Genomic DNA, 14,016 nt, shown 5'->3' with positions numbered 1-14,016 from the left:
CAAAAAATTAATCCTACTTAAACAAAATAAAGCGCTTACACAATTCTCTAAAAGGGTATACAATGGAGGTGGTTCAAATAAATGACGTTGGAGGGATTTCTTATGGTTTACAAACAGCCTGGAACGACCGACTCTGTGGTTACATTTAAGGAACAGTACGACAATTTTATTGGCGGAAAGTGGACAGCCCCTGCGAATGGTCGCTATTTTGACAATGTCTCTCCGGTGAACGGTGAAGTCTTCTGCAAAATCGCAAGGTCTACTTCTGAAGACATTGAGCTCGCACTCGATGCCGCACATGAAGCGAAGTCAAGCTGGGGGAAAACCACTCCAACTGAACGTGCGATTATCTTAAATAAGATCGCCGACCGAATTGAAGAAAATCTTGAAAAACTGGCCGTTGCTGAAACGTGGGACAACGGGAAAGCGGTACGAGAAACGTTAAATGCAGATATTCCTCTAGCAGTTGATCATTTCCGATATTTTGCCGGGGTCATTCGTGCGCAAGAAGGGTCTCTCAGCCAAATTGATGAGCAGACGGTCGCCTATCATTTTCATGAGCCTCTTGGTGTAGTTGGTCAAATTATTCCATGGAATTTCCCTATTCTTATGGCTGTTTGGAAGCTCGCACCGGCGCTTGCTGCTGGAAACTGCGTCGTCTTAAAACCAGCGGAACAAACCCCAGCTTCCATCTTAGTGTTAATGGAATTAATTGAAGATCTACTTCCTGCCGGGGTGGTTAACGTTGTAAACGGTTTTGGAGAAGAAGCAGGCAAACCTCTCGCTTCTAACAAGCGAATTGCTAAGATTGCTTTTACTGGAGAAACCACTACAGGACGTCTCATTATGCAATATGCATCAGAAAACCTCATTCCAGTCACCTTAGAGCTTGGTGGTAAATCTCCAAACATCTTCTTTAAAGATGTCATGGATCAAGATGATGCTTACCTTGATAAAGCAATCGAAGGATTTGTTATGTTTGCACTAAATCAAGGGGAAGTATGTACATGCCCATCACGAACACTCATACATGAATCCATATATGATCAATTTATAGAAAGAGCTCTTAAGCGAGTGAAGGAAATCACTTCCGGAAATCCACTCGACCCAAACACAATGATTGGGGCTCAAGCTTCTCAAGAGCAACTCGAGAAAATAACATCCTATCTTGAAATCGGGAAAAATGAAGGAGCCGAATGTCTTATCGGGGGCGGTACACGCCAAGTTGACGGTATGGAAAAAGGCTTCTACGTTGAACCAACTATTTTTAAGGGCAATAATGAGATGAGAATTTTCCAAGAAGAGATCTTTGGCCCTGTTTTATCCGTCACCACCTTTAGTGATGAAGACGAAGCGCTAGCCATTGCAAACGATACACTTTATGGACTTGGTGCCGGGATTTGGTCTCGTAACATTAACACTGCCTATAAGTTTGGTAGAGAAATTCAAGCTGGACGAGTCTGGACAAACTGCTACCATGTCTATCCGGCACATGCAGCCTTCGGCGGATACAAGCAATCTGGTATTGGCCGTGAGAATCACAAGATGATGCTTGAACACTATCAACAAACGAAGAACCTACTCGTTAGCTATAGTGAGGACGCACAAGGGTTTTTCTAAATGAGATCAAAAAAAGACAACATCTTCATCTCAGATGTTGTCTTTTTTCATTCTTCTATTCTTTATAATTCTGTAGATACTATAGATGGCTAGTCCAGATATAATCACGTAGACAATAGGCATCGTATATTGCTTGAAGATTGGACCTGCCAGTTCCCAGTTCTCACCCAACGTAAAACCTATATACACATATAGTGCAGTGATAGGTAGGATGGCGATAAATGTATACACACAAAACTTTATTACATTCATTTCACTGATCCCACAGGGAACAGATATTGCTGTACGAACAACAGGCAAAAATCGACCAAAAAAGGCGACTCCTGCACCGTATTTTTCAAAAAAACGGTCAGACGCATTTATTTGTTTTTCTGAAACGAGAAAGTACTTCCCATATTTTATAACCATTGGGCGCCCACCCCATTTCCCGAGATAATAAAGGGTTAACGGACCAATCGTTCCTCCTACTGCTCCCGCTATCACTACAAGGTAGTAGTTAAAATCTCCTTCATACACCCAGAAGCCTGCCAAAGGCAACACTACTTCTGCAGGAACAAATTCAAAACAAAGCGCTAGCATAATACCAAAATAGGAAAACCCTTTTAAGAATTCGACAAAAGCCATAATGTACTCTGTAAGCATGTATGAATCATTCCTTTTCTTTCTCTAAAAAAAAGCTTCCTAAAAGAATTTATAGTGGCAACCCTATTATCACTTGCTTTAACACTCAATTTTAAATTATATACAATGATCATTACATTTATGTAAATTGTTTATGTAACTTCATGGGTTGTTTTTCTCTTGGTTAAAGAAACCAGCATCAATGCTAACCACAGTGTCATAGAGATGTACGCCAGCCATGTGTTTACATTAAAGAATTGATTATTCAACTGATCTGCAAATCCTTGTGTTATATCAAGGATATATTGATCATCTCTATAGCCAAAAAAATCCTCGAGATCATCACCTAGCATTTTTCGGTAGTCATCTAGCAAATGAACTTGCCACATGATAGCCCCTACTATATGAAGTGGTAAGAGAATAAGCAACCATTTTCGCCATGTACGCAAAAAGGTACTCCCGAAAAGTTTCACCCATCCATAAACAATCACACCTGTAATGGGCACAAGCATACCAACGAAAAAGATCGCGACATTCCCCATAGACGAATAAGGTGGTGTAGGACTCGCAAGCATATGACAAAACGCAAAACCAATTGCAGATAATAGAAGACCACTTCCAAATAGAATCCTCGCAATTCTCAGTTTCATGGCTCAATCACAGGTCGAACCACGGAACCCATAAACAGAATCGTCTCTGTTTCTTCGTCCATAATCGAGAATAAAAACGGCCGATCAACAATAAAACGCTTTTCAACGAGTGTAGCTGATTCAATTAATGCAGCACTTGTAACAGCCGCTGCTTCTGTTCCTTCTTCATCTACGTTAATGTACGTTTTTTGAATAACTTCATCAATTTCGTGAGAGGATCCTTCACCAAATAGCGGTGAGGTGTCTAAGCCTTGATTAAATAACATTTTCATACCCATCTCTGTTAGGATATCTTCTAGATCATACTCCCTTTTAAATGTAAAATTCGGCAATTGAAGGTCCGTATCTGAATGGCTCCAATCTCCATCTAGAAACATGGAAAAATCCAAATTTAATGCTACTTCCTCATATGCGTCCGTATCCGGCAACACTACAACCATAGATAAGCCCTCATCTTGATAAGGCAGCTTAACCGCTTCAAACGAAGGTCCCTCTAGGTACTCAAAAGTCTCTGTTTGCTTCATCATTGGATGTTCGATTTCTTCGCAGTCTAACAAATAAAATGAACCTGGACTCGTTAGATTCTTTTCAAACGGTTTCTCCCAATCTGCATCCAGGTACACGGCATTTACAAGGTATGCAACGACATTAGGTGGTACCTTATCTACAAGCTTTTTAATCAAACCATTTGTTTTCTCGTGAACCCAATCGTTTAATTCCTTAGCTGGGTTTGTTTCTTTTAGTTCGTGAGCTTCTCCGTTATAATAGGTGCCTATCATTTCTTTGAATTCATCCTCTACGGCTAAATGATCTCTATGCCAAATTGAATTAGCGGTTTTCACATCAGAAAAAGGCAGGTCATCAAAGGATTGAATGGTTTGTTTTACAGATTGATTAAGTGTTTCTAGATCGGTTTCATGAACATGTAGTGCCTCAAGAAGCTCCTCTCGATCTGACCCGCCAAGTCCATTCGCTAACATGTACAAAAGCACCTGCAAACTGTATGGAGAGATCATCACATTTTGATCCATCTCTTCTTGAAGGATTGCCTTAAAAAACGCATCCGATGTCGCAAAATGAGCGGAAGAAATCTCTGAATCTACACTTACTGAGTCTCTAGATGGACTAGCCGCAAGAGTCGATGGATCGTTACCTTGACTTGCCCCACCACAACCGGAAAGCATTACAACCGCTAAACCTAGCCCAAAGGGTAAAATTCTCGACATGTCACGCACCTCCTTCTTAATACTTTCTACAAACAAAAGCCATACCCCTACAATCTTTATTCTTTTTTTAGAAAGAACTAGTAAAATAGGAAATGACATGAGAAGGGGTGGGCCGTTTGTTTAAACAAGTAAAGAAGTGGCTGATTGAAAGTGCAATCTATATCTTTTGTTTGCTTTTTTTGCTAACGAGTTTTCATTATTTGTGGAATTCTTTTATCCCACTCACCTTTGAAGCGCCGTTAAATCTTTTTATCTTGCCTTTTATCTTTTTAATCGCTTATTTCTTAACGAGACTGCTTCGTGATTGGATCAGGTTCTAATCGGTTATCATCCATTTTACTCTCCCCTTTTCATTTCTCTAAAGATCGTACGTACTGCTTTAATGACTGTTTTCTTAGGTAGCTCTGGATGATTCTCACTTACCTGCTCTATGCATTCTACAATAGTTGTCTTATATAATAGGTGCTTGATCTCATACTCAATACTTGGTTCGATCTCTTCTTGTGCCTCTTCTTTTTCAGGTAATCTCTCAACAAAATGTTCTACGAGAGCATGAACACTCACAATTAAAACCATAAGAGATACCGAGAGATGTACCGTAGTAAAATAAGATTGTAAAACAGCTAAAACCCCTAAACTTAATAGATAATTCAAACTAAATAACACTAATTTTGAAGTCTTTAAATCAAACAGATCTCCCAGCACTCCCATAAACCCATCAACAACGATACTTAGAACAAAACTCACAATATAAAACATTATTAGCAAAAGAAAAAGCTGCGGTACGCTTATAATTGGACCACCGAGAAAATAAATGACTAGCATGTCTATGATGATGAGTGGTGATAAAAGAATCATTAAAAAGATGGTTATAGCCACGGAAGATTTTAGTTTATGTATGAACATGCTTGCACCTTCTACTTTTTTATCAAATGTACGTTACACTACACACAACCTATTTTCTAGGAGGTCTGTATGTCTTTCTTTAAGAGATTGTCTATTTTCGGAATTGGACTTTATTTGGTCTGGTTCTTAGTCTGGCTCATAGGAGATCAACTTTTCTGGCTCATGTTACTCTGGGTTTCTTCTATTACTTTTACCATTTGTTTTGTAGTTTACAATATTTACTTGATCATGCAAAGAAGACAAAGAAACTAACACAAAAAACCCGGCCTAGCCGGGTTTTTTCCTACACGTTCACTTCTTCATATTCCTTCTTAAAAAACTCTTTCATCGCATGATACACGTCGCCTTGTTCTTTTAAGATGTAGTGTCTGAAGCGTGGATCGTCGATGTTTTTGTAGGCGCTCATGAGTGTCGAATGGCGAGAATATTGATTCACCTCACCATATCCGAACATACTAGATACATCCATCAGTTGATTCACAAGCTTCACGCATCGAGCATTGTCGCTTGTGAGATTGTCTCCATCTGAAAAGTGGAATGGGTAAATGTTATAACGACTTGGATCGTATTTGGCATCAATGATTTCGAGTGCTTTGCGGTAGGCAGAGGAGCAAATCGTTCCTCCACTCTCTCCTTTTGAGAAAAAGTCTTCTTCGGTTACTTGCTTCGCTTCGGTATGATGTGCAATAAACTCAATATCTACTGTTTCGTATTTAGTACGCAAAAATCTCGACATCCAAAAGAAAAAGCTTCGTGCCATGTATTTTTCAAATCGCCCCATAGACCCACTCGTATCCATCATTGCGATCACAACGGCTTTGGATTCTGGTCTTGTGACTTCTGTCCATGTTTTAAAGCGGAGGTCGTCGTTTGAGATCGGATTTATTCCTGGTTTTCCACTGAGTGCATTTCGTTTAATCGCTGATAAAATGGTTCTGCGCTTATCGACGTTACCCATTAGTCCTTTTTTACGGATATCATTAAACGAAATGTCTTCAATAATTATTTCGTCTTCTTCCTTCTTCTGGAGGTTAGGTAGTTCGAGTTCAGAGAATAAAAGATCCTGTAGCTCGGCTATGGAGACTTCTGCCTCGTAATAATCCTCACCAGCCTTGTCACCTGCACCTTGGCCTTTTCCGGCTCCTGGTTGCTTTTGAGCATTTGGATCTCTTGCTACAACATCTCCAACCTTTGAATCGCCTTGCCCTTGACCCACATGTTTGTTTTTATCATAGTTATAACGAATTTTATATTCATCTAATGAACGAATCGGAATTCGAATCACATCTTTGCCATTTGACATCACGATGCTTTCCTCACTTACTAGATCAGGCAGATTGCGTTTAATGGCTTCCTGCACCTTTTCCTGGTGTCTTCGTTGATCCTGATAGCCTTTTCGGTGGAGGGACCAATTCTCCTGAGACACAGCGAACCCTTGATAGTCATCTTTTTTCACATGTTTCCCTCCTTAAATATATCAATAAACAGATCTGCCTTTTTATGCACACATTCAGGCGTTTCAGCATATAGTAAGATGGAATCAGTCCAAAATGTAAAAGTAGGTCATTTTTTAGTGATTACCTTATCTTATGCAGACAAGTGAAAGAGTTGCCAAAAAATTCTGATCAAACTCAAAAAGACTTATCCTTCCTTTCTACAAATTCAAAAGGGACGACCCTTATTCGAGGATCGTCCCTTTTGTTGTTTTATGAATTTGTTCCGAGTCTTCGCTCCAGTTCTTCGACTAAACCAACAATTTCAGCAGTTCGTGCTTCTTTTTCAGCGAGGTCCTGTGACTTCTGAATACGTTCTAGAGTCTTCTCATCGAGATTGGAAAGGCGCTCTTCTGCGTGGCGCTGGAATGCTGCATAATCAGCTAAAATCTCTGCACCTTGTCCAACAATTTCCGCTGCACAATTTCCTTCTAAGATGATTGTTTCAATATGATCTGGAAATAAGCATTCTTCAATATATGGAGCCGATTCGTGAATGTGAATCGCGCACGCCCCTCCTTCTGTGATCGTTGTACGAGATACATGAGGCCTGCTTTCTCCCGTTATTTCAATTTGCGCCAGTCCGTGTCCAATAATGGTACACTGTTCGACTTGTCCTTTTGCATGCTCTAAAAACCAAACCGCATTAGATGGACTTTCTGAAATGGTGCACTGCTTAAAGTGAGGATCTGCTCCCTCTCGGACGATCACTTGAGGGAATTCAGGTCCATGGCGGTACACTTCGCAATGAGAGATAACTCCTTTGCTTTCTTCAAGAAAATGCATTCCATTCTCATAGCCTTCGTACACTGAGCTAGTATCCATCTCTAAATAGCTCTCTCCCGCTACAACTACTTGAATTTGCTGGTGGCCATAGATGTTTGATTGAACAATATTCGCTGAGGATTGTTCGGTTAACCAAACACCATAATGCTCACCATGGTGGATGGAGGAGCGCTCAATCCTGGCTTGTCCCTGTTCGGATACACAGATCTGTGGTAAAAAATGATCCGCAATCTCACTATCAGCAATTTGTGCCTCGCCGCATTCGGTCACAAGTACAGCATTACTTTTTCCACTTACAATGGTGCAATGTTTAGCGTCAAGTGCACCACCGCTCACGTGAAGCTGAGCTTGCAGATGAGCGGACAGTCGCGAATGTTCAAGAGTAAGCGATGAGCCGTTTCTAATCACACACCCGATATCTGAACTATGAATTGTAGAATGACTAATCGATGCTGTGCTGTCTTCAAGAGTAATTTGCGTGCCTACATTTCTGTACAATTCCACATCATTTATAAGCAGCCGTCCGCCTTGAACATCAATCCCACCATTGGTCCCTTCATAGATTCGACTGGACTTTACACTGAGCTCCGCATCCTTTAGTACACGAATTTGAGCGCCCTCCCCAGAATGCCCAAAGATCGAACAGTCTACAAGAGTTACATTGGTTTGCTCCTTTAATAGGATGGCTTCCTTTTTTCCTTGAAGAATATGCGTATGCTTAGATTTTAAAACAGCACCTGGGTAAAGAACGACTTGAGTAGCTTGTTGATTGGATAATGCACAAAAATGCATCTGCACCTTCCCTTGAGTAAGAATAGCGTGCTGATTATTTTGGATGATGACATTACGTAATGTAGCTTGGCAGCTCTTCTTCACCATAAGCGCTGATTCCGTCATCCGATTGATATCACAGTTTTCAAGAGTAAGAGATCCTTCCTGTACAAAGATACCTACTTCATCATCCTGAAGTGTCATATTTTTAATCGTCACCTTAGCACCGTCTTTAATAACAAACGATCCTTCTAAAACAACAGAATCCTTCGAATGAGTTCCGCAGATGGTCATTGATTTATGTATAAAAAACTTTCCTTTATAGGTAGCTTTATCAAGGTGAATCGTTCCACCCTCTTCAACAAGCTCGATTGCTTGTTTAATGCTTTTATGTTTTGACAAGATTTTCTGAGACACAACAATGGCTTCCATACAATCCACCTCACTTAGCCCTCATTATAAGGCAAATACCTTTTTGCTGTCCAAGTTGAAATGTGTAAAGAAAAGCACTTCAAATGAGATGGATACATAAAACCGTTCATTCTCACCACATCCTCTATAGAATATTGTCATGTAAACCAGCAAGATTCATATAGAAGCGCAAAAATATACCACGTATCCTGTATGTGAGGTGGTTACGTGTGTATCGAATTGCATTGAAGAATAAAAGCGTTTTATATTATTTGGCAGGAGCCGGCATTTCACAGTTAGGAAATGTTCTTGCAGGGCTAGCCTTTCTTTTTTTGTCTTATGAAATAACGCAATCTGCTAGCCTTACCACAGTGATTGCCATGTCACAGGCCGTCCCCTATCTGTTGTTCGGTTTAATAGGCGGTGCTATTGCTGATCGAGTTAATAAAAAAAAGCTATTATTATGGATTGATCTCATTCGAGTTCCCATCATTTTGTCATTGGTTGTTATTTATCAACTAGAGATTTTAGCTTTCTGGCATTTGCTATTCGTAAGTTTCGTCATTCAGAGTCTTGGCTGTTTTTATAATCCAGCATATCGGGCTGTTTTACCTCTCGTCACGCCAGTGAATCACCGCACAACGGTTAATAGTCTATTGGATACTGTCACTAGGGGCGTCCAGGTGCTCGCGCCTGTTTGCAGTATCGGTTTAGTGAGTTCAGGAAACACCATTCATTTATATTCGATTGATGCGCTTACGTATGGTTTGAGTGCTTTTTTCATCTTAAAAATACATTGGGTTGAACAGTTCAATGAGGAGGGTGCACAAGAACAGAAAAATCAAGGAATCTTCCAAGCGATTTTTGGTTTCTTTCGGTGGGTAAAAGGAGACATAACGATTAAAACATTATTTATGGCGACTTTTTTAATGGTCTTTTTCAACACATGGGTGTGGCAGATCGGTTTGCTCTTGTTACTTCTAGAAAACTACCCGAGTCAGGGCCAAGAATTTTACAGTCTCTTATTGGGGTGGTACGGCGCAGGGGTTATCGTCGTCAATATCGTCATGCCGTTTCTATGGAAGAAACTAACCTTCGCCATCTATCTAAATGGCTCCATCGTATGGGGAATCGGAATTTTTGTATTGGGATTCGCCACCAACCTGCCCCTATACTTTCTTGGTGTCCTAATTGCTGCAGTTGGACTACCAATCACCAGTCTTGCCCGTGTTTATTTGATTCAGACATTAGTTCCGACCCACAAATTGGGCCGGGCGTTCAGTTTCAATGCAGTCATTCTCTATGGCTCGAATGTAATTTCTTTAATGCTGTTTGGCGCACTCGCTAGGTTCATCGAAATCAATTCCCTCTTTATCTTCAGCGGCGGAATGATGGTCTGTTGCTCAGTCTTCTACCTGATTCGAATGGCTTTGACGGAAAAAGCTCGGCGGGAATCCATAGAGGCGTTTAAATAACTGATTGTAAACAGCAACAGAAGAAAACCCGCAGCTAATGGCGATGTCCGTAATCGTTCGCCGCGTATGTACTAGTAAATCCTGAGTTCTGATAAGTCGATAAAGCTGAAGCCAAGAATAAGGTGAAACGCCGACCCTTTCTTTAAAAAGATGAGCGAATTGAAATTTGCTGATATCCAGCAACGCTGCCATTTCATCCAGGCTCCAGTCATGCTGATAATCATCTTTTAAGGCCCCCATCACGGAAACAATTGCAGGGTGGGTCGAGCGAAAAGGTTCAGTAATTAGGTCAGAACTATGTGTCCCAATAGCTGACTTGACCAGCAATAAACTAAGTTGAGCAAAACTATGCTCTAAAAAAACTTCAGAAGACCGACTTCCGTCTTGTTCTTCCATCAGCATATAGTGTTGAACAAATTGGACCCATTGCTCAACGAGTAGATTTTTTTGTGTCGTTTGCGCAAAGAAAAGATCTTCCCTTATGACCGAAATGGCAGCTGCCGCTTCGTTAAGAAATGTCGGCTCTAGCTCAACCAAAAATTTATGTTCATCTACGGCAATCTGTCGATGTTGGTCATGTGGATTAAAAATTATAAACTCATTTTCATTTATTGAAAGATCGTTTCGTCTGCTTTGATAGGTCATAGAACCTTTTAGCGAAAACATAAATTTATAGCAAGGATCGTTTCGCCAAACACTTTCTGATTTCTTTTGATCTGTAGATAACAACAAACAATCGGACGCTTCAATTAAAGTAGTCATTGATTCCATCCTTTCTAACAGTTCAACAAGGGAAATATAAAAATTAGAAGTACATCAGTTTACTCAGCAAAGGAATGGTTTGAATGGGTTATGCACTTGTTGTTTGCGATACAGGTATGATGAGAAATATAAATTATTACTGTTCAGTATTAAATAATATTAAAATTTAACAGTAATTCCTATATTGAAAAGGACAATGGAATACATATTTAAAGACAAAAAACTTTTTAGTCTTACGATTGGTGTTTTCTCTACGTTGATAATCTATTATTAACCCATTTTAGGTTGGTTAAAAGCCGCTAAGTAATCAAGTCTTTAATTTCTCTTTAGCTTGTCTTAATTTTTCTGAAAAGTAGCAGATATCACTGTACCTTTTTAGTCTTTTTTGCTCAAGCTTAACTGCGAATATAACACAAGTTACTATAACGAGCATAAGACCTGTTAATATAAATAAAGTTTCTTCTATAGACTCTAGTTCTTGAATATTGAATATACTGATAAATATTGCGAGAATAATGGCTATTGAAGATAAAAATACACTAATTCTTGGTTGACTATGATCAGATTTACTAGATTCTGATACACATATAAGTTCATCAATTTGCTCGATTTCAAGTAACTCTAGCTGATTATTATCTAATAGTCGTAAAGAATAAGATAATAATTTGTTATTGTCCTTTCTTCTACCTTCTTTTATCCTGTTAAGTTTGTTAAAGAAGAAAATGATGTTCTTGTCTCTCTTACCTTCCATAAAAATTCTCTCCTCTCAGTTTATATAAACAGGATAATCTTACAAAACTTATATTGGAAGGATATTCAATTATTCTGTAGGATTAAATGGTTTGTATTACTTAAAGCATATACCCTAGCTTCAGATACCTGACTAGAAGTCTTTTGCAATCATCATTCTAAGCAATCTCAAATGATTGATTTATGTTACACTGGGATCATTAGAAAATTAGGAGGGAAAAGGAATTTTTACTTATGAATTAGACTACGAAGCTTTTGAAAGATATGTGGAGAATTTCGTAAATCACCATCCATTTTATAAAAAACGTAAACGCATTGGTTTAGCAATAAATATTCTCATTGCAGTTAGTGTTCTAATCTTCTATATTTATTTTGATGTATCATATCTAATTCTATTTTTTGTAATTATTGCATTAGTTTTAATGGTGAGCCTTGGAAATGGGCGTATGGATAATGTATTTGCAATGAAAACTAAAAAAGTCTTTATAAAAAAAGAGATACATAAGCAATTCTTAGGAAAAAAAGTTACTTTTTCTTTCAATAATGAGTTTATTACATCCAACGATAAGCAATATATGTGGAATGAGTATTCTATAGTAGATACAGACGATTTATATGTTTTTATGTACTTAAAGGATAGTTATAAAGTCACTTTATTCCCGAAATTCCCCAAGGATCTCCCATTAGAAGAAAGAGATAAATTAAATCGAATTATTCAAGAAAAGTTCAATGTTAATATACGCTTATAAATGAAGAATTTATCGAGATTAATGAAAAGCCATATAAATGGATTGATTGTGCTTTAGTGGATACAGACAATTTGTACGTATTTATGTACTTTAATGATTATGAAAAAGTAGCTATGTTCCCAAAATACCCTAAGGATTTACCATTAGAAGGAAGAAATAAACTAGATCAACTTATACAAGCAAAATTCAATGTTAGTATTTCATGATAACTACTAAGAAAAAATAGCGTGACTGATGGATTCACCCTTACTGAAATACTTAAAGTAAGGGCATAGCCTGATGCACCCCGCTACCTAAAGGATTAAAACTACCATAAGAAGATTTAAAGCAGCAAATAGCTGCTTTTTTTCACGTCTATCTTTTCTTTCCGCTCTTAAACTCCTCGTCAGTCGTTCACTCGTTAAAATTATTCAGGAACGTATAGGATATTAATTACGCCTCCATATTCCTTAACCCGTTCACTCAGTCCACAGGCTGTTTCTTCCCACCAATTAAGTAAATACCCCCAATCCACCATCACCTACCATAGAAATAAATAACATAACCAGAAAATATATATTGTTGTATAAGAACCTACGTTCGCATATACTTTCTTATAGGAGGTGATGACGTGTATACGTCTCAGCTAACAAAAATTTGTTTATCCAGAACACCAATTGAGCTTATATACCTTTCAAAGTCAAATGAAATTAGTCATCGAGTCATCACACCGGAATCCATCTCGAACGGTATTCTCTCTGCGTATTGCCATCACAAGAAGCATATCAGACGTTTTTCTTTAGATCGAATTCTTTCCTACGCTCCCGTTACACAACGATACTCAAAGTCCGGATAATTCAATGAAAAGCTGGCTATCCTTATGTAGCTGGCTTTTGAACAGATAAGCCGTGTGGTATACTCACATATATAGATGAAAGAAACTACGTTAGGCAGGTATGTACTTATGAAGAAGAATAAATGGTTATTCATTGTCGCACTCAGTACGATTATGGTTAGTGCGTGCCAACAGGATGACCAGCAGTCGTCACCTGACGATTCAAATCCATCGAATGAACAGCAAGAACAAACAGAAGATCAACCAACACCTGATGATTCAAATCAAGCCGAGGATGAAGATGAACCGGCTGACGAAGAGGAAGAAGTGTTTGACGAAGAAACGATGTCTCTTCCTACTGAATATTTTAATGACATTGAAGAAGTTGATGGACAAGCCATCATTCAAAATCCTGATAATATCTTAACCTTTGTGAACCATGACTTTTTATTACCTAGTGACTATGAGCCAGAGGATCTTGTGATTCCAGATGTGAAATTCTCTTATGGTCATCAGGATATTCCTAAAAGTTACATGCGTGAAGAAGCGGCTGGAGCGCTAGAAGCATTATTTGCAGCGGCTAATGAGGAAGATATTGAACTAGCTGCCGTTTCAGGGTACCGTTCATATGATCGTCAGCAGGAGCTGTATGATCAGGCAGTATCGAAGTCTGGCCCTGATCAAGAATTTGTTGCAAACCCTGGAAGTAGTGAACATCAATCGGGGCTTGCGATGGATGTTTCAAGTGCAAGTGTGAACTATAGTCTTGTACAGGAATATGAGGATACAAAAGAAGGTCAATGGCTTTCGGAGAATGCGCATCATTTTGGCTTTATTATTCGATACCAAAGGGATAAAGAAGATATCACCGGATACGGGTATGAGCCATGGCATCTTCGTTATGTAGGGGAAGCAGCAATTGAGATTTACGAGAATCAACTAGCTCTTGAAGAATTCTTTGATTTGGTGAAAGAAATATAAT

At 38.9% G+C, this 14,016-nt stretch carries 14 protein-coding genes; 6 read left to right on the top strand and 8 right to left on the bottom strand.

Annotated elements, in window-relative coordinates:
* Window positions 1–102: 102 nt before the first annotated feature.
* Window positions 103–1,620, top strand: a complete 1,518-nt coding sequence (locus NSQ54_06345) for an aldehyde dehydrogenase family protein (protein WYP27706.1) — start codon at window positions 103–105, stop codon at window positions 1,618–1,620.
* Window positions 1,621–1,650: 30 nt separating this feature from the next.
* On the opposite strand, the gene NSQ54_06340 is transcribed toward NSQ54_06345, so the two are convergent.
* From NSQ54_06340 to NSQ54_06330, 3 genes are all read right to left on the bottom strand, one after another.
* Window positions 1,651–2,262, bottom strand: coding sequence for a DedA family protein (locus NSQ54_06340; GenBank protein ID WYP27705.1), 612 nt, complete (start codon window positions 2,260–2,262; stop codon window positions 1,651–1,653).
* A 131-nt stretch (window positions 2,263–2,393) separates the two neighbouring features.
* On the bottom strand, window positions 2,394–2,891 hold the full coding sequence (locus NSQ54_06335; GenBank protein WYP27704.1) for a hypothetical protein: 498 nt from the start codon (window positions 2,889–2,891) through the stop codon (window positions 2,394–2,396).
* On the bottom strand, window positions 2,888–4,117 hold the full coding sequence (locus NSQ54_06330; protein ID WYP27703.1) for a serpin family protein: 1,230 nt from the start codon (window positions 4,115–4,117) through the stop codon (window positions 2,888–2,890). The genes NSQ54_06335 and NSQ54_06330 overlap by 4 nt, the downstream gene beginning before the upstream one ends.
* A gap of 116 nt (window positions 4,118–4,233) precedes the next feature.
* On the opposite strand from NSQ54_06330, the gene NSQ54_06325 reads away from it, so the two are divergent.
* On the top strand, window positions 4,234–4,437 hold the full coding sequence (locus NSQ54_06325; GenBank protein WYP27702.1) for a hypothetical protein: 204 nt from the start codon (window positions 4,234–4,236) through the stop codon (window positions 4,435–4,437).
* Between the two features lie 16 nt (window positions 4,438–4,453).
* Here NSQ54_06325 and NSQ54_06320 read toward each other — a convergent pair whose 3' ends face one another.
* From NSQ54_06320 to NSQ54_06310, 3 genes are all read right to left on the bottom strand, one after another.
* Window positions 4,454–5,023: a hypothetical protein gene (locus NSQ54_06320; GenBank protein ID WYP27701.1), complete on the bottom strand. Its 570-nt coding sequence runs from the start codon at window positions 5,021–5,023 to the stop codon at window positions 4,454–4,456.
* A gap of 283 nt (window positions 5,024–5,306) precedes the next feature.
* Window positions 5,307–6,479 carry a sporulation protein YhbH gene (gene yhbH, locus NSQ54_06315; GenBank protein WYP27700.1) on the bottom strand — a complete coding sequence of 391 codons (1,173 nt, stop codon included), beginning with the start codon at window positions 6,477–6,479 and terminating at the stop codon, window positions 5,307–5,309.
* A 250-nt stretch (window positions 6,480–6,729) separates the two neighbouring features.
* The gene (locus NSQ54_06310; protein ID WYP27699.1) at window positions 6,730–8,505 is read right to left on the bottom strand and encodes a right-handed parallel beta-helix repeat-containing protein; all 1,776 of its coding nucleotides are present in this window, start codon (window positions 8,503–8,505) and stop codon (window positions 6,730–6,732) included.
* 209 nt (window positions 8,506–8,714) lie between these two features.
* On the opposite strand from NSQ54_06310, the gene NSQ54_06305 reads away from it, so the two are divergent.
* Window positions 8,715–9,959, top strand: a complete 1,245-nt coding sequence (locus tag NSQ54_06305; protein ID WYP27698.1) for an MFS transporter — start codon at window positions 8,715–8,717, stop codon at window positions 9,957–9,959.
* On the opposite strand, the gene NSQ54_06300 is transcribed toward NSQ54_06305, so the two are convergent.
* Complete coding sequence (locus NSQ54_06300) at window positions 9,888–10,721, bottom strand: AraC family transcriptional regulator (protein WYP27697.1); 834 nt, start codon at window positions 10,719–10,721, stop codon at window positions 9,888–9,890. The two genes, NSQ54_06305 and NSQ54_06300, sit on opposite strands and share 72 nt — an antisense overlap.
* 307 nt (window positions 10,722–11,028) lie before the next feature.
* Window positions 11,029–11,472 carry a hypothetical protein gene (locus tag NSQ54_06295; GenBank protein WYP27696.1) on the bottom strand — a complete coding sequence of 148 codons (444 nt, stop codon included), beginning with the start codon at window positions 11,470–11,472 and terminating at the stop codon, window positions 11,029–11,031.
* Window positions 11,473–11,917: 445 nt separating this feature from the next.
* Here NSQ54_06295 and NSQ54_06290 point away from each other — a divergent pair, with 445 nt between their 5' ends.
* From NSQ54_06290 to NSQ54_06280, 3 genes are all read left to right on the top strand, one after another.
* A complete protein-coding gene (locus NSQ54_06290; protein ID WYP27695.1) occupies window positions 11,918–12,220 on the top strand; it encodes a hypothetical protein in 303 nt (100 codons plus the stop codon).
* A gap of 610 nt (window positions 12,221–12,830) precedes the next feature.
* Window positions 12,831–13,055 carry a hypothetical protein gene (locus tag NSQ54_06285; GenBank protein ID WYP27694.1) on the top strand — a complete coding sequence of 75 codons (225 nt, stop codon included), beginning with the start codon at window positions 12,831–12,833 and terminating at the stop codon, window positions 13,053–13,055.
* A 108-nt stretch (window positions 13,056–13,163) separates the two neighbouring features.
* Window positions 13,164–14,015: a M15 family metallopeptidase gene (locus NSQ54_06280; protein WYP27693.1), complete on the top strand. Its 852-nt coding sequence runs from the start codon at window positions 13,164–13,166 to the stop codon at window positions 14,013–14,015.
* The last annotated feature ends 1 nt before the right edge of the window (window position 14,016 follow it).

Origin of the sequence: Alkalihalobacillus sp. FSL W8-0930, from assembly GCA_037965595.1 — a bacterium.
Lineage (GTDB): Bacteria > Bacillota > Bacilli > Bacillales > Bacillaceae_D > Alkalicoccobacillus.
Note: the sequence above shows the minus strand (reverse complement) of the source record. Positions and strands in the feature narration are given on the sequence as shown.

What these genes read in the sequence shown, in the direction of transcription:
- NSQ54_06340 (WYP27705.1), bottom strand. Translation starts at nt 2,262, where the DNA reads ATGCTTACAGAGTACATTATGGCTTTTGTCGAATTCTTAAAAGGGTTT.
- NSQ54_06330 (WYP27703.1), bottom strand. Translation starts at nt 4,117, where the DNA reads ATGTCGAGAATTTTACCCTTTGGGCTAGGTTTAGCGGTTGTAATGCTT.
- NSQ54_06280 (WYP27693.1), top strand. Translation starts at nt 13,164, where the DNA reads ATGAAGAAGAATAAATGGTTATTCATTGTCGCACTCAGTACGATTATG.
- NSQ54_06290 (WYP27695.1), top strand. Translation starts at nt 11,918, where the DNA reads ATGGATAATGTATTTGCAATGAAAACTAAAAAAGTCTTTATAAAAAAA.
- NSQ54_06295 (WYP27696.1), bottom strand. Translation starts at nt 11,472, where the DNA reads ATGGAAGGTAAGAGAGACAAGAACATCATTTTCTTCTTTAACAAACTT.
- NSQ54_06345 (WYP27706.1), top strand. Translation starts at nt 103, where the DNA reads ATGGTTTACAAACAGCCTGGAACGACCGACTCTGTGGTTACATTTAAG.
- NSQ54_06310 (WYP27699.1), bottom strand. Translation starts at nt 8,505, where the DNA reads ATGGAAGCCATTGTTGTGTCTCAGAAAATCTTGTCAAAACATAAAAGC.
- NSQ54_06335 (WYP27704.1), bottom strand. Translation starts at nt 2,891, where the DNA reads ATGAAACTGAGAATTGCGAGGATTCTATTTGGAAGTGGTCTTCTATTA.
- NSQ54_06300 (WYP27697.1), bottom strand. Translation starts at nt 10,721, where the DNA reads ATGACTACTTTAATTGAAGCGTCCGATTGTTTGTTGTTATCTACAGAT.
- NSQ54_06320 (WYP27701.1), bottom strand. Translation starts at nt 5,023, where the DNA reads ATGTTCATACATAAACTAAAATCTTCCGTGGCTATAACCATCTTTTTA.